The organism is Streptomyces viridifaciens (genome assembly GCF_001888885.2).
GTDB lineage: Bacteria > Actinomycetota > Actinomycetes > Streptomycetales > Streptomycetaceae > Kitasatospora > Kitasatospora aureofaciens.
This window is the reverse complement of record NZ_CP090841.1, coordinates 555563-575230: the sequence shown is the minus strand read 5'-3', so window position 1 is coordinate 575230 and position 19668 is coordinate 555563. Positions and strand designations below refer to the sequence as shown.

Here is a 19668-nt window from a genome sequence, read left to right as displayed (position 1 = left end):
GCCTCCGAGAGGAACCACCCATGGGTAGAACGACCATGTCCGCACGTCGCGTCGTCGGCGCGGCCACCGCCGCCGCACTCGCACTCGGCGCGAGCGCCTGCGGGGGCTCCGGGGACGGCGCGAAGGCCTCGGGCGGCTTCACCTACTGGTCGATGTGGCGCGCCGACGAGCCGCAGGCCAAGGTCCTGAAGGCCGCGATCGACGACTTCACCGCCGCCACCGGCGCCAAGGTGAACATCACCTGGGCCGGCCGGGACATCGCCAAGAAGATCGGCCCGGCGATCGCGGCGAACCAGGCACCGGACCTGTGGGACGAGTCCGACGACAAGGTCTACGGCACCACCGCCGCGGCCGATCAGGCGCTGGACCTCTCGCCGGTGCTCCAGCTGCAGGTGCCGGGGGAGGACTTCCCGGTCTCCCAGGTCCTCCCGGCCAAGTACTTCGACATGCTGCCTAAGGACCCGTCCGGCTCCAACCACTACGTGATCCCGTACGAGATCGTCACCAACGCCATGTTCTACAACGCGGCCGACCCCGCGATCGCCGCCGCGATGCCGAGCCCGCCCACCGACTGGGCCGGTCTCCTCAAGGTCTGCGACGCCCTGAAGGCGGCCGGGAAGGCGTGCATCGCCTCCGAGGGCGAGGACCCCTGGAGCAACGCGCTGTACTTCGACTACCTGCTCAACGGGGCCGGCGTGAACGTCTCGCAGCTCGCCGCCGACAAGTCCGGCGCGACCTGGGACGCCCCGGCCGTCCTCACCGCGGCGCAGCAGGTGGAGCAACTGGTCAAGGGCGGCCACCTGATCGAGGGCTACGACGCCACCAAGTACCCGACCCAGGAGACCAACTGGGCGAGTGGCAAGGCCGCCTTCTACATGGACGGCAACTACGTCACCGCCGAGGTCGCCAAGCAGGTCCCGGCCGGCTGGAAGATGGCGTCGATGCTGCCGCCCACCGCGAAGACCCCGGACGCCAACCTGATCGGTTTCGCGAGTCCCAAGCGCGCCAAGAACGCCGCCGCCGCGCAGAAGTTCATCGCCTTCTTCCTGCAGAAGAAGCACCTGGCCGGGATCTCCACCACCGCGCTCAACCTCACGCCGCGGGCCGACATCCCCGCGCCGGCCGAACTGGCCGACGTCCAGAAGGCCCTCGACGCCCCGGCTGTCCGCCTCGGCTTCGACGGGGTGGCCGGCAGCTGGCTGCCCAAGGTCCTGAACGAGAACTACCTGGACCTGTGGCACGGCAAGACGACGGCCGCCCAGTTCGTCGCCAAGTGCAAGGCCGACCAGGTCTCCTACTGGCAGACCCAGGGCTGACGGTGGCGACGACGATCGACGATCCGCTCCGGACGGGCGCCCCCCGGGGCCGGTCCGCGCCCGCCTCCCGGGCCGGCGTCGGCCCGCTGGAGCGCCAACGCCGCCGGATGTTCTGGCCGTTCACCGCGCCCGCGCTGACCGTGTACGCCGTGCTGTTCATCGCACCCGTCGGCTACGCCCTGTGGACCAGCCTGTACAAGTGGGACGGCATGGGCGCGATGGACTGGCGCGGCCCGCAGAACTACATCCTGCTGTTCCGCGACCCGAGGTTCCGCACCTCCCTGGTCAACACGCTCGAACTGATGGTCATCGGAGGCACGATCACCTTCGTGCTCAGCTTCGCGCTGACCCTGGTGCTGCGCGAGATGCGGGCCAGGCTGTTCGCCCGGTCGGTGCTGTTCTTCCCCTCGCTCGTCAACGGCATGGTCTTCGGCATCGCCGCCGGGTTCCTGTTCTCGCCCACCGGCCCGGTGAACCAGGCGCTGAAGCTGTTCGGGGTGACCACGCCGCCCAAGTGGCTGTCGACGGACAACCTGCTCCCGATGGTCCTGGGCACCCTGGTCTGGACGGCGACCGGCTACTACACCTCGATCATCATGGCGGCCGTCGACCAGATCCCCGACTACCTCTACGAGGCGGCCGAACTGGACGGTGCCGGCCCCTTCCAGCGCTTCCGCCACATCACCCTGCCGTGCGCCTGGGACGTCATCGCGGTCTGCGCGGTGCTCTGGACGGTCAGCTCGGTGAAGATCTTCGAGCTGATCCTGCTCTACGGCGGCAGTACCAACGCCTATCCGCCGGTGAGCAGTTGGAACACCGCCGTGTACGTGTACACCGAGGCGTTCCCGCAGGGCACCGTCCCCCGGCTGGGCACGGCCACCGCCGCCGCGATGGCCAGCCTGGTCATGGTCACCCTGATCACCGTCGTGCTGCGCCGCCTGCTGCGCCGCGAGCCGGTCGAGTACTGACCCGCCGCGCCCCGGCCCCCACACCGCAACCGGAAAGGTCACCACCCGTGCGACGCAGAAACCCGGCCGCCGGACTCGCGAGCAGGATCGGCACGGGCGCCGTCTGGCTCGTCGTCGCCGCGGACCTGCTGCTGGTCCTGTGGATCCTCCTGACCTCGCTGCGCAGCGGCCCCGACATCCTGCACCACGCCTTCGGCCTGCCGACCGGCCCGCAGACCGACAACTACACCACCGCGCTCGACGAGGGCGGCTTCGCGCGGGCGGCCCTGAACAGCCTGCTCACCGCCGGCCTCTCCTCGGTGGCGGCCGTCGTCCTCGCGGCGCCCTGCGCGTACGCCCTCGCCCGGCGCCGCTCGCGGACCTCCTCGGCGTTGACGATGACCTTCGCCATGGGCCTCGGCGTGCCCGGCCAGGTCCTGGTGGTGCCGCTGTTCGTCGGCCTGTCCCGGGTGAGCCTGACGGACAGCGACCTCGGCCTCGGGCTGGTCTACGTCGGCCTGGCCATGCCCTTCACGGTCTTCCTGCTGACCGGCTTCTTCAGCGGCATCCCCGGTGTGCTGGAGGAGGCCGCCGTCCTGGATGGCGCCGGCCCGGTGCGCACCTTCGTCCAGGTGGTGCTCCCGGTCGCCCGGGGCGGGCTGGTCACCGCCTTCCTCCTGCAGTTCATCACCGCCTGGAACGAGACCCTGTTCGCCCTCGTCCTGACGAACAGCCAGGGAACGATCACCCTCCCGGTGGCGCTCTCCTCGTTCGTCGCGGCACAGCAGTTCAACGGACTGGACTTCGGCACGATGTTCGCCGGGGTCTGCATCATCCTCGCCCCGATGATCGCGCTCTTCTCCTGGATGGGCTCGCGGATCATCCAGGGCATGACGGTTGGGATCGGAAAGTGACGTCTTCCCGCGTGACCTCGACTCTTCGCACCGGCCCGCTCCGAATCGACGGCACCCCCGACCCGGTCGGGGGCACCCTGCCGATCCTGCACGGCCTCCCCCGGCAAGCCGGCGCGGGCGCCGGCGTCGACGACGAGATGCGCCGCAACCTGGCCTACGGGGTGCCCGGCACCCTGCTGCCGTACACCCGGCAGGGCGACTACGGCCGCGTCCGCACCGAACGCGAACTCCCTTGCGCGGTACTGGAGAACGAGACCCTCACCGCGACCTTCCTGCCCTCCCTCGGCGGGCGGCTGTGGTCCCTCGTCCACCGCCCCACCGGGCGGGAGCTGCTGCACCGAAACCGGATCCTGCAGCCCGCGAACCTCGCCCTGCGCGACGCCTGGGTGGCCGGCGGCGTGGAGTGGAACCTCGGCACCACTGGGCACTGGCCGCTGACCTGCGAGCCGCTGCACGCCGCCCGGCTGACCGCGCCGGACGGCACCCCGGTGCTGCGGATGTACGCCTTCGAGCGGCTGCGGCGGCTGGTCCTGCGGATGGACGCCTGGCTGCCCGCGGGCTCCCCGGTACTGTACGTCCACATCGCGGTGCACAATCCCGCGCCGACCGAGACCCCGGTCTACTGGTGGTCCAACATCGCCGTGCCCGAACACGAGGAGGTCCGTGTCCTCGGCCCGGCCGACCACGCCTTCCACTGCGACTACGTCAGCGACCTGCGCCGCGTCCCCTTCCCGCAGGTCGACGGCGCGGACCGCAGCTACCCCGGCCGGACACCGCGCGCCGCCGACTACTTCCTCGACCTCCCGGCCGGCGAACGCCCCTGGATCGCCGCCCTGGACGGAGCCGGCACCGGACTCGTCCAGACCTCCACCGCACGGCTGCGCGGACGCAAACTCTTCTGCTGGGGCACCGGCACCGGCGGCAAGCACTGGCAGGAGTGGCTCTCCGGCCCCGACGCCGCCTACCTGGAGATCCAGGCGGGCCTGGCCCGCACCCAGCTGGAGCACCTGCCGTTGCCCGCCGGCGCCACCTGGTCCTGGACCGAGGCGTACGGGCTGCTGCAAGCCGACCCCGAGGCCGTGCACGGGAGTTGGGACGACGCCCGGTCGGCCGCAGGGGCGGCGCTGGACCGGCTGGTCCCGCCGTCGGCGCTGGAGCAGGCCGACGCGCTCGCCGACGGGTTCGCCGAGCCCGAGGAGGTGCTGGCCGAGGGCGGCGGCTGGGCCGCGCTGGAGATCGAGGCCGGCGCCCTGCCCGCCTCCCGCGCCCTGCCGTTCGGCGACCCCGCCGCCGCCCAGGAACCGTGGCTGCAACTCCTGAAGACCGGCACCCTCCCGGTGTGCGACCCACCCGCCGAACCGGTCACCGGGGCACACTGGCGGCTGCTGCTGGAAGGGAACGCCGCCGACTGGCACGCCCTGTACCAGCTCGGCCTGCTGCGCCTGGCCGCCGGGCAGCGGGCGGCCGCCCGCGAGGCCTTCGAACGCTCCGTCGCCGCGCAGGCCTCGCCCTGGGCGCTGCGATCGCTCGCCTTCCTCGACCCGGACCCGCAGGAGGCCGCCGACCTGATGCGTTCTGCCCACCGACTCCGCCCGGAGCTCAGGGAGTTGACGATCGAGACGCTGGATTCGCTGCGGCGCGCCGAGCGTCCCGCTGAGGCGCTCGCGCTGATCGGGGAGCTGTCCCCGGCCGACCGGGCTCACGGGCGGATCAGGCTGGCCGAGGCGGAGGCGGCGTACGCCTGCGGCGACGACGACCGGGTCCGGCGACTGCTCGCCGAGGGCATCCAGGTCGACACCATGCGCGAGGGCGAGCTCTCCCTGGACACCCTCTGGCTCGCCGTCCACCCCGGCACCGCGGTGCCCCCGCAGTACGACTTCCGCATGGCGGACGGCTGACCGCCCGCCACCCCTCCAGGACCACTCTCCCGTTCCGCACCCCCACAGCAGGGGCGCAACGGTGCGCCCCGTCACGGAAGAGGAGTACCAGTGTCACCTCTACGCACCCGATGGGCCCGAGCCCTCACCGCCACCGTGCTGGCGGCGCTCGGCGCCGGCGCCCTGGCCGCCGCCCCTGCGGCCGCGGACAAGCCGGCCCCCGGCAAACCGGCCTCCGCCACGTACACGGTCTCGATCGGCGGGACCGGCTCGTACGCCTACCCCGACGACACCCCGGCCGGTGTCTACACCGACAAGGACGGCGCCTTCTACTTCCAGCAGTCGCACTCGCTGTACGGCGCGAAGGACTCCCGGCAGTGGAGCTTCTACACCGGCGCGGACTTCGAGAGCGCCACCAGGTCACCGATCAGCGACGCCGTCGACCCCGCCGACCCGAACGACCGCAACGACGACACCACCTCGCGGTGCAACAACAGCGTCACCGGCGTGCGGTCCACCGCCGCACCGCAGGGCTCCGGCTACTCCCAGCGCAACTTCTGCGACCTGGTCGGTGTCTGGGTCGACCCGGACACCGGCGACTGGTACGGGCTGGTGCACAACGAGTTCACCCCGCAGCCCTTCGGCGACGGCCTGCACTACGACGCCATCGACTACGCCGTCTCCACCGACCAGGGCCGGACCTGGACCATCAAGGACCACGTCATCAGCTCCCCGTACAGCACTGCCCGGGGTGACAACACCGCCTTCCCCAACCAGACCTACGACTACGGCGACGGCGACCCCCGCCTGTTCGTCGACACCGCCTCGGGCTACTTCTACGTCTACTACGGCTCCCGGATCGTCCCCAAGGCCGGCGTGGGCGGCGGCAACGGCGGCCTGGCCCACGTCGCGCGCGCCCCGATCTCGGCGAAGATGGCGCCCGGCTCGTGGCAGAAGTGGTACGACGGCACCTGGTCCCAGCCCGGGCAGGGCGGCCTGGAGAGCAACATGGTGCCGGTCACCCCGACGGCGCCGACCGGGTACACCCCGCCCGTGAACGACTACCACCCGAGCACCCCCGGCTCGGTGGACCAGCAGGTCAAGGCCGGCCAACTCCCGCCCAAGTCACCGCTGTTCATCATGAACATCGCCTACGACGCGTACCTGGGCCTGTACATCGGCGAACCCGAGGTGGTCTCCGGCACCGCCCCGCAGCAGTTCTACGCCACCAAGGACCTTGCCACCCAGCAGTGGAGCCTGATCGGCGACAGCGGCAGCGGCTACACCTCCGGCTCCTGGTACCGCTGGATCCTCGACCCGGCCAGCCGCACCGGCGGCACCGTCATCGGCAGGACCTTCCGGTCCTACTGCTCCATCGCCTGCGCCACCTCCGACGGCGAGTACGCCGACATCACCATCGGCTCCTCCGCGCCGGCCGCCCCGCCGGTCGACCTGACGAGGACCTACCGGATCCAGAGCGGAAACGGCCGGGTGCTCGTCCAGGCCGCGGGCGCCTCCGCGGTCACCTCCACGGCCAAGGCCGGCGGCTCCGCCCGGGCGTCCTGGAGGTTCCTGGCCGAAGGCGACGGCTCCTACCGGATCGCCAACGCTGCCACCGGTCAGCTGCTGGGCGTCGATTCCGCCTCGACGGCCGGCCGGGCCTGGGGCTCCGGACTGACCGCCGCCGGCGCCGCCGGCGGGAACGCCACCGTCGGGCAGCAGTGGTTCATCCTCCCCAGCAAGGCAGGGAAGGGCCGGTTCCAGCTGGTGAACCGCTACAGCGGCCTGGTGGTCGGCATGTCCGGCGCCTCGGGCCGGCTCGCCGAGACCGTGCCCGCCCGCTCCTGGAGCGATGCCACCGGCAGCACGGTCGGCGGCGGCCGCACGGCGGCCGAGCAGGCCCTCGCCTTCGCCCCGACCGGGACGGCCCCCGAGACCGTCCTGCTCACCGCTCCCGGTGACCAGTCCGGCACCGTGGGCAGGGCCGTCTCGGTGCAGCTCGGCGCCACCGACAGCGCCGGAAAGCCGCTCGCCTTCGCGGCGACCGGCCTGCCCGCCGGGCTCTCCGTCAGCCCCTCGGGCCTGATCACCGGCACCCCGGGCGGCGCTGGCCTGTCCACCGTCATCGTCACGGCCGCCTCCGGTAGCGCGAGCGCCTCGGCCACCTTCACCTGGACCGTCGAGCCGGACCTCAGCGGCAACCGCACGCTGACCACGGGCGGCAAGGCGCTCGACGACGCAGACGGCAGCACCACCGCCGGCAACCAGCTCGTCACCCGGGCCGCGTCCGGCGCGAGCAACCAGCTCTGGCAGTTCCGCCTCCAGCCCGACGGCTCGTACGAGCTGGTCAACGGCCTCTCGTCGATGTGCGCCGACGTCAGCGGCGGCTCCACCGCCGCCGGCGCCGAGGTGATCCAGTGGCCGTGCACCGGCGCCGCCAACCAGCACTGGAACGTCCGACTGACGGCCGACGGCTCCTACGCCGTCACCTCGGCCCACAGCGGTCTGCCGCTCACCACCGCCTCGACCACCGACGGCGCCCCGGTGACCCAGCAGCCGGACACCGGCTCGCCGCTGCAGCGGTGGTCGATCACCTGACCGGCCCGCCCGGGGGGCGGGTCTGACGCCGGGCTCCCGGGGCTGCCACCCCGGGAGCCCGGCACCCCATCCGTTCCGACCCGACGCACGAACGTGCACCGCACCCCAGGAGGACGTCATGGTCCATGTGGACGAAGGGCTCGCCGGCCCGCTTCCGCGTGATCGTTCACCTTCTGCGACGCCGATGGGCGGGAGCCCCTCGGGGGAGGCCGTCCCGCCCATCGGGTGATGAGGGCGTGGTGCGAGGGGCCGGGCGCGCCGCGCTACTTGACGGAGCCGGCGGTGAGGCCGGAGACGACGTGGCGTTCGATCACCGCGAAGAGCACGACCACCGGCACGATGGCCACCAGCGAGGCGGCGAACACGTAGTTCCACTGCACGCTGTAGGCGCCGATCATGTTGTTGATGCCGACGGTGAGCGGTTGCCGGTCGGGCGAGTTGGTCAGGGTCAGGCCCATGATGAACTCGTTCCAGGTCGAGATGAACGTGAAGATCACGGCGGTGACCACGCCCGGCAGGGCGAGCGGCAGGGTGACCCGGACGAGCGCGCCGATCCGGCTGTTTCCGTCGATCATGGCGGCCTCCTCCAACTCCATCGGGATGGAGCCGATGTAGGCGCTCAGGATCCAGATCGCGAAGGCCAGGTTGAAGGCCGCGTTCGCGAGCACCAGGACGATGGGGGTGTCCAGCAGGTCCATCGTGTAGAACTCGCGGTAGAGGCCGACCTGGAGGGCGGTGGGCTGGAACATCTGGGTGACCAGTACCAGCAGCAGGAACGCCTTGCGTCCACGGAACCGGACCCGGGCGGTGTAGTACGCGGCGGGCAGGGCGACCAGGAGCACCAGCAGGGTGGAGCCGCCGGCGACCGTCAGCGTGACCTGGAGGTTCTGGCCGAGCGTGGTGTCGGTCCATACCTTGGTGAACGAGGACCAGTCGAAGCCCGTTGGCAGGTAGGAGTTGTTGCGCAGCTGGTCGGCCGGACGGCCGGCGGTGATCAGCATCTCGACGTAGGGCAGGAGGAAGAGCGCGGCGAGTGCCCAGGCCAGCGTGGTGAACAGGACGGTGCGGGCGCGCGGACGGCGCGCCGTCGACAGCGACTGAACGGTGGTCATCAGCTTTCCTCCCCGTTCCAGCGGCTGACCTTGAGGAAGACGACCACCATGAGGATCACGATGGCGAAGTTGACCACCGACATGGCGGCGGACTCGGCGACGTCGTAGCCGCGCAGCATGTACATGAACACGGTCGTGGTGGCGGTGTCGGCGTTCGGGCCGCCCTGGGTCATGCCCCAGATGACCGGGAACGAGTTGAAGACGTTGATCAGGTTGATCACCAGGCCGACCAGGAAGGCCGGGCGCAGCAGCGGCAGGGTGACCTTGCGGTAGGTCTGCCAGGGGGTGGCGCCGTCGACCCGGGCGGCCTCGTAGACCTCGCCGGGGACGGTCTGAAGCCCGGCGAGCAGGGTGTAGGTGGTGAACGGCAGCGAGACGAAGACCGCGACGAGGACCAGCCAGGGCCTGGCGTGGGCGGCATCGCCGAGCCATGCCCGGGAGTGGTCGATCAGGCCGAGGTCGAGCAGCAGGCGGTTGAACACGCCGGCGACCTGGTCGAGCATCCAGCGGAAGCCGATCGCGGTCATCAGCACGGAGGCCGCCCAGGGGGCGATGAGCGCCCAGCGGGTGAGGCGGCGGCCGGGGAAGTTCTGGTTGAACAACTGGGCCAGCGCGAGCGAGATCAGCATGGTCAGGCCGACGACGGCGATCGTCCACACCGCGGTCCAGGTGAGGACGCCGGGCAGTCGGGGGTCACTGAAGAGTTTGTGGTACTTGACCAGTCCGGCCGGGCCGTGATCCGTGCCCGTGGTGTCGATCCTGCGGAGCGAGGTACTGACCATCTCGACGACCGGCCAAACGACCACGCCCAGGATGAGCACGACGGCAGGGGCCAGCCAGGGCAGTGCCCCGAGCCGGGAGAAGAGGGAACGGCGCCCGGCGGGCCGACCCGCCTTCGGTGCGGGCGGCCGGGAGGGGGCGCCCGGCCGGACGTCTGTGGTGCTGCGAGAGGACACGGCGGGGATTCCTTTCGCGGTCGCGCCGGTCACTCGCCGGCCTGCTGGGCAGCCTGCTGGAGCGCGTCGAGGGTCTTCTTCGGGTCGGTGGCCGCGCTGCCGATCTGGGTCTTGACCTGCGCGGAGACGGCGGGCCAGGTCGGGTCGCTGAGCGGGTAGAAGACCGCGGTGGGCAGGATCTGCAGGAACGGCGTCAGGGCCTTCTGGTCCGGGTCGGCCTGGAGTGCGGTGAGCGCGGACTGGGTAACCGGCAGCAGGCTGTACTCCTTGTCGAACTTCACCGTGTTGTCCTTGCTGTAGGCGAAGTCGAGGAAGGCCTTGATCTGCTCCTTGTGGCCGCCCTTCTTGAAGGCCATCACCCAGTCGGCGACGCCGAGGGTGGCCTTGGAGGCGCCGTCCTTGCCGGGCATCGACGTCCAGGTGACGTCCATGTTCTTGACGTCGTTCAGCTGGGTGGGGATGCCGTTGAGCATGCCGACCTTGCCGGAGGCGAAGTCCTTGGCCAGGTCTGTGCGGTTGACGGAGGCGGGGCTCTGTTCGGTCAGGCCGGCGTCCACCCAGCTCTTGAGCTGGGTGAAGGTGTCGATGTTGGCCTGCGAGTTGATGACGTACTTGCCCTTGTCGTCCTGGTAGCCGCCGTGGTTCTCCAGCATCCAGATGAACGACTCGCCCTGGGCCTCCTCCTTGCCCAGCGGTACACCGAGCGGGATCTCGACGCCGGCCTTCTTCAGCGCGGTGGCGTCGGCGGTGATGTCGGCCCACGTCTTGGGCGGGTTGGCCGGGTCGAGGCCGGCCTTCTTGAAGAGCTCGTTGTTGATCAGGAACATCCGGGCGCTGGAGATGAACGGGATGCCGTACTGGGTACCCTCCTGTTCGCCGGCGTGTGCCATCGCGGGGAGGAAGTCGCCTGTGGTGCCGGCGGAGAGGACGTCCTGGGCCGGGTAGAGCTGGCCGTTCTTGGCGAAGTCGGCGTAGCCGCCGGTCTGCAGGATGTCCGGCTGGTTGCCGTTCTGCACCATCGTCTTGACCTGGGTGTCGATGTCGTTCCAGTTGATGACCTGGAGGTCGACCTTGATCTTGGGGTTCTGCTGCTCAAAGGCGGAGATGACCCCCTGCCAGTACGCCTGGGTCGGGTTCTGTCCGTTGGAGCCGTAGTCGGCCGCGACGAACTTGATCGTCGTGACGCCGTCGGCGGAGGTCGAACCGGAATTCGACCCCTTGCTGCACCCCGACAGCGCGAGCGCTCCGGCCAGGGTGGCCGCCGACAGGGAGAGCAGACGCCGCTTCATCTCTGATACCGCCTTTGCAGCTGGGGCCGACCCAGCGGCGGCCCTGGTGGGGGATCGCGCAGTTGCGCGAAGATGCGCTGTTCGCTCGATATTTTGTCAATATCGATCATCGGCGCTACCAGAGTGTGCACCGTTGCCAACCTGGCAGGCCAGCCGTGTTACCGAAGCGTTGCAGTCGAGAGTCGAGGGAACCGCAGGGGCCGATGTCCTGACGTAGGACATCGGGCCGTCTGAAGTCGCTCGACATGTCGATCGCGTCGCGCAACGGGTCGAGGGCGGCATCGACTTCAGTCAGTCGGAGGGCAAGGTCCCCACTCCTGCGACCAGTCGACTCCTGTCGCGCCAGTGGCTGGCGGCGAGTCGGTGCTTCCCGCGATGAGCGTTGCTCATAGATGACGTATTGAGCTATGAATAGATCAGTTTCAAGCATTCTGCTTGCAGTCTGAGCGAGCGCTCGGGACGGATCGACGGATCGACGCCCGAGTACCGCCCCGAGCCCCTACCGAGGAGAGTCCTGAATGAGCCACGTCGAGCGGGAGATCGCCAGTCAGCCCCAGAGCTGGAGCAGGGCGCTGGAGCTGGAGCCCGCGGGTCTCCCGGAGCGGGGTGAACGGGTGGCCGTGATCGGCTGCGGAACGTCCCTGTACATCGCGCAGGCGTACGCGTCGCTGCGCGAGGCCGCCGGGCTCGGGGAGACCGACGCGTTCGCGGCCTCCGAGTTCCCGGCCGCCCGCGGCTATGACCGGCTGGTCGCCATCAGCCGCTCCGGCACGACGACGGAGGTGCTCGCCGCCCTCGCCCGCGCCCGGCACATCCCGAGCGTGGCGCTCACCGGTGACCTCGACACGCCGATCGTCACGGCCGCGAACACCGTCGTGGACCTGGAGTTCGCGGACGAGAAGTCGGTGGTGCAGACCCGCTTCGCCACCACGGCGCTGGCGCTGCTGCGCGGCCACCTCGGCTTGGCCCCGGCCGACCTGCCCGAGCAGGCCGCGCGGGCGCTGGCCGAGAACCTGCCCGAAGGCGCCGTAGCGGCAGGCCAGTTCACCTTCGTCGGCACCGGATGGACAGTCGGCCTCGCCAACGAGGCGGCGCTCAAGCTCCGCGAGGCCTCCGGCGCCTGGACCGAGTCCTACCCCGCGATGGAGTACCGGCACGGCCCGATCAGCATCGCCGCCCCCGACCGGGTGGTCTGGTTCTTCGGCGAGCCGCCGACCGGACTGCTGGAGCAGGTGCAGGGCATCGGCGCCGTCACCTCGGTGACCACCCTCGACCCACTGGCCGACCTGGTACGCGCCCAGCGCCTCGCTGTGGAACTCGCCAAGGCCGACGGCCTGGACCCCGACCAGCCGCGCAACCTGACCCGCTCGATCGTGCTGGCCCAGCCGTGACCAGAGTGATCGCCCTTGACGTGGGCGGCACCTATATCAAGGGCGGCGCGGCGGGCGAGGACGGCGTCCTGCGGGAGACGGACCGGTGGTTCACCGGAGCCGAGCGCGGCCCGGACGCGGTCCTGGAGACGGTGCTGTCGGCGGCCCGCGAGCTGGCCGACCGGCACCGCCCGGCGGCGGCGGGCATCGCGGTGCCGGGCATCGTTGACGAGGCGGCGGGCGCCGTCGTCCTCGCGGCCAACCTCGGCTGGCACCGACTGCCCGTTCGGGACTGGCTCGCCGAGGAGTTGGGCCTTCCGGTGGCGCTGGGCCACGACGTGCGGGCCGGCGGCCTGGCCGAAGCGCGCATCGGTGCGGGACGCGGCAGCCGGGACTTCCTCTTCGTCCCGGTCGGCACCGGCATCGCGGCGGCGCTCATGTCCGACGGGCAGGCGGTGACCGGCAGCCACGCACGGGCCGGGGAACTCGGACACCTGGTGGTCCGGCCCGGCGGGCCGGCCTGTCCCTGTGGAGGCCGGGGCTGCCTGGAGACCGTCGCCTCGGCGGCCGCCATCGCCCGCCGCTACACCGCCGCCACCGGGGAGGGCGGGGTCACCGCCAAGGACGTCGGCGAGCGCGCCGTCGCCGGGGACCAGACCGCTGTCATGGTCTGGAACGAAGCGATCGAGGCGCTCGCCGACGCCCTGACCGCCGCCATCACGTTGCTCGACCCCGAACGCATCGTGATCGGCGGCGGCCTCGCCCGCGCCGGCGACCCGTACTTCGCCCCTCTGCGCGCGGCGGTCGCCGAACGGCTCACCTTCCAGACACTGCCGCAGCTCCTGCCCGCCCAACTCGGTCATGAGGCCGGCTGCCAGGGGGCCGCCCTGTTGGCCCATGACCTACTGGCCCACGACCTGCCGCACCCGAAGGTCAGCCGGTGATCCTGACCCTCACGCTCAACGCCGCGCTCGACGTCACCTACCGGGTCGACCGGCTGCGCCCGCGAGGGAGCAACCGCGTCCGGTCGACGGCCGAGCGGGCCGGCGGCAAGGGCATCAACGTCGCCCGGGTGCTGCACGCCCTCGGCCGCGAGACCGTGGTCACCGGATTCGCCGGAGGGGCGGCGGGCGAGACGTTGCGGCGCGACCTCGCCGCCGCCCGCCTGCCCGAACGCCTGCTGCCGATCGCGGGGGAGACCCGCCGCACGGTGGCGGTGGTGGACGAGAGCGCCGGAGACACCACCATCCTGCTCGAACCGGGCCCGGCCGTTCCGACCGAGGACTGGGCCCGGCTGCTCGATCACGTCGACCGACTCCTGCCCCAGGCCTCGGCGGCGGTGTTCTCCGGCAGCCTGCCGCCGGGCGCGCCCGAGGACGCGTACGGCCGGCTGGTGCGGCTGGCGCACGCACACCGGGTCCCGGCGGTGGTCGACGCGGACGGTGCCGCTCTGCGGGCCGCGCTGGCCGCAGGCCCCGACCTGGTCAAGCCGAACGCCGATGAACTCGCCGCCGCCACGGGCCTGGCGGACCCCGTCGCCGCCGCGGGTGCGCTGGTCGACGCCGGCGCCGGGGCGGTGGTCGCCTCGCTCGGCCCCGACGGCCTCATCGCCGTTACACCGCAGGGGAGTTGGTGGGCCATGCCGCCGGAACAACTGGCGGGAAACCCCACCGGAGCGGGTGACGCCGCGGTGGCCGCCCTCACCCTCGGCCTGGTCGACGCCACCCCCTGGCCGGAGCGGCTGGCCGAGGCGGTGGCGCTGTCCGCCGCCGCCGTCGCAGCCCCGCTGGCCGGCGACTTCGACCCCGACGTCCACCGCCGCCTACGGGCACTGGTGGACGTTCAACCCCTCCACTCTCAGAGGAGTTCCTGATGCCCCTGGCCGGAACCGGCACCATCGTCACCCCCGCGGCGGACGCCGCGCGCGGGGTGGGTGCCTTCAACGTCATCCAGCTCGAACACGCCCAGGCCATCGTGGCGGGCGCCGAGGCCGCAGGTGCCCCGGTGGTCCTGCAGCTGAGCGAGAACGCCGTCCGCTACCACGGGGCGCTCACCCCGATAGCGTCCGCGGTGCTCGCCACCGCCCGCACCGCCTCGGTGCCGGTCGCGGTCCACCTCGACCACGCGACCTCCGCCGACCTGGTGACCGAGGCCGTCGAACTCGGCTTCTCCTCCGTCATGTTCGATGCCTCCGTGCTGCCCTGCGAGGAGAACGTCCGCGCCACCGCCGAGGTGGTCGCCCGCTGCCACGCGGCGGGCGTGTGGGTGGAGGCCGAACTCGGCGAGGTCGGCGGCAAGGACGGGGTCCACGCCCCCGGCGCCCGGACCGACCCCGCCGAGGCCGCAGCCTTCGTCGCCGCCACCGGTGTGGACGCCCTCGCGGTGGCCGTCGGGACCTCTCATGCCATGCTCACCCGCGACGCCGTCCTCGACTTCGACCTGATCGCCGGGCTACGTGCGGCCGTCCCGGTACCGCTGGTCCTGCACGGCTCCTCCGGCGTGGCCGACGAGCACCTGACCCGCGCGGTCGAGCACGGCATGACCAAGGTCAACATCGCCACCCACCTCAACCAGGTCTTCACCGGCGCCGTGCGGCGCACCCTCGACGACGACCCGTCGCTCGTCGACACCCGCCGCTACCTCGGCTCCGGACGCGCCGCCGTGGCGGCAGAGGTCACCCGCCTGCTGCGCGTCCTCAAGGCACCGACGGCCTGAGGGCGGTGACGAGACGAGGCCTGTCCCGAACGGGGCGGGCCTCGCGATCTGGGTCCTGCCCGTCTGATGACCCGTGGTCGCCGTCCGCCGTCGAGGCGGGCGGCGACCTGGCCGCTGGCGGAACTGCCCGCCGATGCGTGCGCACCGCCGTCCCGCCGTGCTCTCCGCCGACGATGCCGCCATCGCGCGCCGGTACTACTGCATGAATGCTCAGACAGGCCGCAAGACGGCGAACTTCTCGTCGCCGAGGACCCACCGGCCGTGGCGCATCACGGCCACCAGGTCGAGGGTGCCGGAGTCGACCACGACCAGGTCGGCGAGCTTGCCGATCTCCAGCGTGCCGATCGAGTCGGCGAGGCCGAGGAGGCGGGCCGGAGTGGTGGAGAGCGACTCGGCGGCTTGGTTGAGCGTCAAGTTGTCAACCTGAACCGACCTTTGGAAGGCGCGGTCAAGAGTCAGCGTCGACCCCGCGATGGAACTGCCGTCGGGGAGCATTGCGACGCCGTCCTTGACCTGGACCTGGAGGGGGCCGAGGGGGTAGAGGCCGTCGCCCATGCCGGCGGCGCCCATGGCGTCGGTGATCAGGGCGACGCGGGAGGCGCCGGCGGTGCCGTAGGCGAGGCCGAGGACGGAGGGGTGCAGGTGCACGCCGTCGTTGATCAGCTCGACGGTGACCCGTTCGTCCTCCAGTAGGGCCACGATCGGGCCGGGGGCGCGGTGGGCGATGGCGGGCATGGCGTTGAAGAGGTGGGTGGCGACGGTGGCGCCGGCGTCGATGGCTTCGAGGGTGGTGGGGTAGTCGGAGTCGGTGTGGCCGACGGCGGCGATGACGCCGAGGTCGGCGAGCATGCGTACGGAGTCGAGGCCGCCGGGGAGTTCGGGGGCGAGGGTGACCATCCTGGCGTGGCCGCGGGCGGCGTCGACGAGCTTGCGGACGAGGGCGGGGTCGGGGTCGCGCAGCAGGTCGGGGCGGTGGGCGCCGCAGCGGTTGTGGGAGATGAAGGGGCCCTCGAAGTGGACGCCGGCGAGGATGCCGTCCTCGACGAGTTCGGAGAGTACGGCGGCCTGGCGGGCGACGTCGTCGATCTCGCCGGTGACGGTGGAGGCCATCGTGGTGGTGGTGCCGTGTTCGAGGTGGGTGCGGGCGGCGAGGAGGGCCTCCTCGGCGATGCCGGAGGCGTAGGAGGCACCGCCGCCGCCGTGGACGTGCAGGTCGACGAAGCCGGGCACGACGGTGTGGCCGGTCAGGTCGAGGTCGCCCGGCTCGGTCCCACCGCTCGTGATGGCTGCGATGCGGGATCCCTCGACGGCGAGGCGGTCTCCCTCGACGACGCCGACGGGCAGGACCAGTCGGGCGCCGGCCAGGGCGATGTGCTCCGCCACGCTCACGTTCGTCTCCAGGTGCTGCTTGAAGTTGCTTGAATGTTCCAAATTATAGTCAGTTTTAAACGGAGCGGCTGGTGGGATGTCGGGCGCTCGGGCGGAACGCCGCTTGTTGGTCGATGACCCCGAGCTCGCGACACCGGCCGCCGCCTCGGCGCCGGGGCGGGCGGTCACGGCGGAGGGGGGACCGCCCGCCGGGCGTCCTGAAGCCGAGTTCGGCACCGATTGGCCCTGCACGCAAGATGCTCATTTCTGATTGAAATGCGCAACTCATTGACATTAGCGCGCACAGCCGGTGCAATCCGTGTGCAGGTCTGGCTCTTTCCCGCCCTGACTCCCGACCCGAGAGGGACCCCCATGCCTCCATCGAGCGGCACCGTCAGAAGTCGGCTGACCCGTGCGGTCAGCCGCGTCCTCCGCCATCGCCCCCTGTCCTCCGCGGTGGTGGTGGCCGTCCTGTCCACAGCCCTGGTCGGCGTGGCTCCCGGTGCGACGGCCGCATCGAGCACCGCCGGCCGGATCACCCGCTTCAGCCACACCGGCGCGACCGCGACCATCGCCACATCCTCCGGCGCGGCGGTGCGGGTGGAGTTCGTCCGCGCAGACGTCTTCCGGATCCAGATCGCGCCCGACGGCAGGTTCACCGACCCGGCGGGCGCCGACATCGCCCTGAACACCTCGTTCGGCACCCCCGCCGTCCGCACCGCCGACCGCGGTGCCTACTACGAGATCGCCACCGGCTCGGTCACCCTGCGGGCCGCCAAGAAGTCGCTGGCCTTCGCCGCCTACCGGCCCGACGGCACGCTCCTGTGGCGGGAATCCTCGCCGACCTCCTGGACCGGAACCCAGACCACCCAGCACCTCGCCCGGGGCGCGACCGAGCAGTTCTACGGCACCGGCCTGCGGCTGGGCCCGTGGGCGCTGCGGGACATGACGGTGCCGATCTCGGTCGACAACACCTGGAAGCGGAGCACCAACGCCAGCCCGGCGCCGTTCTACATGTCCTCCAACGGCTACGGCGTGCTGCGCAACACCTGGGCACCCGGTTCGTACGCGTTCACCGACCCGGTCGCCACGACCGAGGACGAGAACCGCTTCGACGCCTACTACTTCGTCGCCGACTCGCTCAAGGGTGTGCTGGGCGCCTACACCGACGTGACCGGCAAGCCGTTCCTGGCCCCGATGTGGGGACTCGAGCTGGGCAACGCAGACTGCTTCAACGCCTCCAACCCCGCCTACAACGGCGACCACACCCGGGCGCGCCACCAGACCACGCCCGACGTTGTCGGTTACGCGCAGGACGCCCGGAACGCGGACATGCCCTCCGGCTGGATCCTGCCCAACGACGGCTACGGCTGCGGCTACACCGACCTCAAGCAGACCGTCGGCGACCTCCAGGGGCTCGGCTTCCACACCGGCCTGTGGACCTCGACCGGCCTGAACGACATCGCCACCGAGGTCGGCGTGGACGGTTCGCGCGGCGTCAAGACCGACGTGGCCTGGATCGGTGGCGGCTACAAGTACGCCTTCGACGGGGTCAACCAGGCCGTCGCCGGGATCGAGAAGAACTCGGACGCCCGCCGCTTCGTGTGGACCGTCGACGGCTGGGCCGGCACCCAGCGCAACGCCGTCGTCTGGACCGGCGACACCAACGGCGACTGGCCCACCATGGACTGGACCGTCCCCGCCGTCGTCGGCGCCGGGCTGTCCGGTCTCAACTACGCCTCCGGCGACGTCGACGGCATCTTCGGCGGCAGCCCGGAGACCTACACCCGCGACCTCCAGTGGAAGGCCTTCACCCCGGCGTTCATGACGATGTCCGGCTGGGGCGCCACCAACCCGCAGGCCGGCTATCAGGACAAGCAGCCCTGGCGGTTCTCCGAGCCCTACCTGTCCGCCAACCGCAAGGCCCTGCAGACCAAGATGCGGCTGATGCCGTACATGTACACCATGAGCCAGGTCGCCAGCACCACCGGTGTGCCCTCGACCCGCGCCCTGGTGCTCGAGTACCCGAACGACCCGGTGGCGCAGGGCAACGCGACCTCCGGCGAGTTCATGGCCGGCGACTCCTTCCTGGTCGCGCCGATGACCTCCAGCGGTACCACCCGGGACGGCATCTACCTGCCCGCCGGGACGTGGACCGACTACTGGACCGGCAAGGTCTACCAGGGCCCGACCACGCTCAACGGCTACGCCGCACCGCTCGACGAGACGCCGGTGTTCGTCAGGGGCGGAGGCATCGTCCCGATGTGGCCGCAGATGAACTACACCGGGGAGAAGCCGGTCTCCACGCTCACCTACGATCTGTACCCCGCCGGGACGTCGAAGTTCAGCCTGTACGAGGACGACGGCGTGACGCGCGCCTACCAGCGCGGTGCCTCGGCGAGGCAGCAGGTCACCGTGGACGCGCCGAACTCCGGCACCGGTACCGTCACCGTGAACGTCGGTGCGAGCGTGGGCTCCTACGCCGGCAAGCCGGACAGCCGCGGCTACGAGCTCAACGTCCACCTCGCCGGCGCGCCCACCACCGTGGCGCTCGGCTCCACGTCCCTGGCCCGGGTCTCCTCCAAGGCGGCGTACGACGCGGCGGAGACCGGCTGGTACTTCGACCCCGCCGACCGGGGCGGCGTCCTGTGGGTCAAGGCCGGCAACCGGTCCGGGGCATTCACCGTCACCCTGGCCGGCGCCACCCTCCCCACTCCCGCCACCGACGCCGGCGGCTCGCCCGTCCTGGACAAGTCGACCTGGAAGCTGATCTCCGCGGACAGTCAGGAGACCTCCGCCGGGAACAGTGCCGCCGCCAACGCCATCGACGGCGACATCGGCACCATCTGGCACACCGCCTGGTCCTCCGGCACCCCTGACCCGCTGCCGCACGAGATCCAGATCGACCTCGGCGCCCGCTACGCCGTCGACTCGTTCCGCTACCTGCCCCGCCAGGACGGCGGCGTCAACGGTCGCATCGGACGGTACGAGGTCTACGTATCCGACTCGCCCGCGTCCTGGGGCACCCCGGTGGCCACCGGCACCTGGGCGGACACCGCGTCACCGAAGACGGCGTCGTTCCCCGCCGTGTCCGGCCGGTACCTGAGGCTCCGCGCCCTGAGCGAAGCCGGCGACCGCGGCCCCTGGACCAGTGCCGCGGAACTCGGCGCGACCGGAGTACCGGTGCCGTAGGCTCCCCGCTCCGT

Annotated in this window: 14 protein-coding genes; 10 read left to right on the top strand and 4 right to left on the bottom strand. The window is 71.4% G+C overall.

All coding sequences use genetic code 11. The features are described 5' to 3' along the window. The first annotated feature begins 20 nt into the window (after positions 1 to 20). The 5 genes from BOQ63_RS09980 (at position 21) to BOQ63_RS09960 (ending at position 7652) form a co-directional block, all read left to right on the top strand. Positions 21 to 1316 carry an ABC transporter substrate-binding protein gene (locus BOQ63_RS09980; protein ID WP_143174690.1) on the top strand — a complete coding sequence of 432 codons (1296 nt, stop codon included), beginning with the start codon at positions 21 to 23 and terminating at the stop codon, positions 1314 to 1316. Between the two features lie 2 nt (positions 1317 to 1318). Continuing rightward, a complete protein-coding gene (locus BOQ63_RS09975; protein WP_223885887.1) occupies positions 1319 to 2284 on the top strand; it encodes a carbohydrate ABC transporter permease in 966 nt (321 codons plus the stop codon). 47 nt (positions 2285 to 2331) lie between these two features. Next, positions 2332 to 3177, top strand: a complete 846-nt coding sequence (locus tag BOQ63_RS09970) for a carbohydrate ABC transporter permease (RefSeq protein WP_197697955.1) — start codon at positions 2332 to 2334, stop codon at positions 3175 to 3177. A gap of 11 nt (positions 3178 to 3188) precedes the next feature. After that, entirely contained in the window at positions 3189 to 5075 is a 1887-nt protein-coding gene (locus BOQ63_RS09965) for a DUF5107 domain-containing protein (RefSeq protein ID WP_072654094.1), read from the top strand. A gap of 90 nt (positions 5076 to 5165) precedes the next feature. Further along, the gene (locus tag BOQ63_RS09960) at positions 5166 to 7652 is read left to right on the top strand and encodes an RICIN domain-containing protein (protein WP_030290469.1); all 2487 of its coding nucleotides are present in this window, start codon (positions 5166 to 5168) and stop codon (positions 7650 to 7652) included. 263 nt (positions 7653 to 7915) lie between these two features. Here the strand turns inward: BOQ63_RS09960 and BOQ63_RS09955 are convergent, their stop codons facing one another. From BOQ63_RS09955 to BOQ63_RS09945, 3 genes are read right to left on the bottom strand one after another with little or no spacing between them, the layout of a single operon-like run. Next, positions 7916 to 8764: a carbohydrate ABC transporter permease gene (locus BOQ63_RS09955; RefSeq protein ID WP_072654092.1), complete on the bottom strand. Its 849-nt coding sequence runs from the start codon at positions 8762 to 8764 to the stop codon at positions 7916 to 7918. Continuing rightward, on the bottom strand, positions 8764 to 9720 hold the full coding sequence (locus BOQ63_RS09950; protein WP_072654091.1) for a carbohydrate ABC transporter permease: 957 nt from the start codon (positions 9718 to 9720) through the stop codon (positions 8764 to 8766). Before BOQ63_RS09950 ends, BOQ63_RS09955 begins: the two co-directional genes overlap by 1 nt. A gap of 29 nt (positions 9721 to 9749) precedes the next feature. Then, a complete protein-coding gene (locus BOQ63_RS09945; protein WP_030290472.1) occupies positions 9750 to 11009 on the bottom strand; it encodes an extracellular solute-binding protein in 1260 nt (419 codons plus the stop codon). A gap of 518 nt (positions 11010 to 11527) precedes the next feature. Between BOQ63_RS09945 and BOQ63_RS09940 the strand changes: the two genes are divergently transcribed. Genes BOQ63_RS09940 through BOQ63_RS09925 form a run of 4 tightly spaced genes read left to right on the top strand, consistent with a single transcriptional unit; the run spans position 11528 to position 15094 of the window. Further along, positions 11528 to 12400, top strand: a complete 873-nt coding sequence (locus BOQ63_RS09940; RefSeq protein WP_030290473.1) for an SIS domain-containing protein — start codon at positions 11528 to 11530, stop codon at positions 12398 to 12400. After that, positions 12397 to 13323, top strand: a complete 927-nt coding sequence (locus BOQ63_RS09935) for an ROK family protein (RefSeq protein WP_072654090.1) — start codon at positions 12397 to 12399, stop codon at positions 13321 to 13323. Before BOQ63_RS09940 ends, BOQ63_RS09935 begins: the two co-directional genes overlap by 4 nt. Then, positions 13320 to 14252, top strand: coding sequence for a 1-phosphofructokinase family hexose kinase (locus BOQ63_RS09930; RefSeq protein ID WP_072654089.1), 933 nt, complete (start codon positions 13320 to 13322; stop codon positions 14250 to 14252). The genes BOQ63_RS09935 and BOQ63_RS09930 overlap by 4 nt, the downstream gene beginning before the upstream one ends. After that, positions 14252 to 15094 carry a class II fructose-bisphosphate aldolase gene (locus BOQ63_RS09925; RefSeq protein ID WP_030290476.1) on the top strand — a complete coding sequence of 281 codons (843 nt, stop codon included), beginning with the start codon at positions 14252 to 14254 and terminating at the stop codon, positions 15092 to 15094. The genes BOQ63_RS09930 and BOQ63_RS09925 overlap by 1 nt, the downstream gene beginning before the upstream one ends. Positions 15095 to 15304: 210 nt before the next feature. Here BOQ63_RS09925 and nagA read toward each other — a convergent pair whose 3' ends face one another. Further along, complete coding sequence (nagA, locus tag BOQ63_RS09920) at positions 15305 to 16477, bottom strand: N-acetylglucosamine-6-phosphate deacetylase (RefSeq protein WP_150476353.1); 1173 nt, start codon at positions 16475 to 16477, stop codon at positions 15305 to 15307. A gap of 357 nt (positions 16478 to 16834) precedes the next feature. Between nagA and BOQ63_RS09915 the strand changes: the two genes are divergently transcribed. After that, positions 16835 to 19654, top strand: a complete 2820-nt coding sequence (locus BOQ63_RS09915; RefSeq protein WP_079183542.1) for a TIM-barrel domain-containing protein — start codon at positions 16835 to 16837, stop codon at positions 19652 to 19654. Positions 19655 to 19668 lie beyond the last annotated feature (14 nt).

What these genes read in the sequence shown, in the direction of transcription:
- BOQ63_RS09980 (WP_143174690.1), top strand. Translation starts at nt 21, where the DNA reads ATGGGTAGAACGACCATGTCCGCACGTCGCGTCGTCGGCGCGGCCACC.
- BOQ63_RS09940 (WP_030290473.1), top strand. Translation starts at nt 11,528, where the DNA reads ATGAGCCACGTCGAGCGGGAGATCGCCAGTCAGCCCCAGAGCTGGAGC.
- BOQ63_RS09955 (WP_072654092.1), bottom strand. Translation starts at nt 8,764, where the DNA reads ATGACCACCGTTCAGTCGCTGTCGACGGCGCGCCGTCCGCGCGCCCGC.
- BOQ63_RS09925 (WP_030290476.1), top strand. Translation starts at nt 14,252, where the DNA reads ATGCCCCTGGCCGGAACCGGCACCATCGTCACCCCCGCGGCGGACGCC.
- BOQ63_RS09945 (WP_030290472.1), bottom strand. Translation starts at nt 11,009, where the DNA reads ATGAAGCGGCGTCTGCTCTCCCTGTCGGCGGCCACCCTGGCCGGAGCG.
- BOQ63_RS09915 (WP_079183542.1), top strand. Translation starts at nt 16,835, where the DNA reads ATGCCTCCATCGAGCGGCACCGTCAGAAGTCGGCTGACCCGTGCGGTC.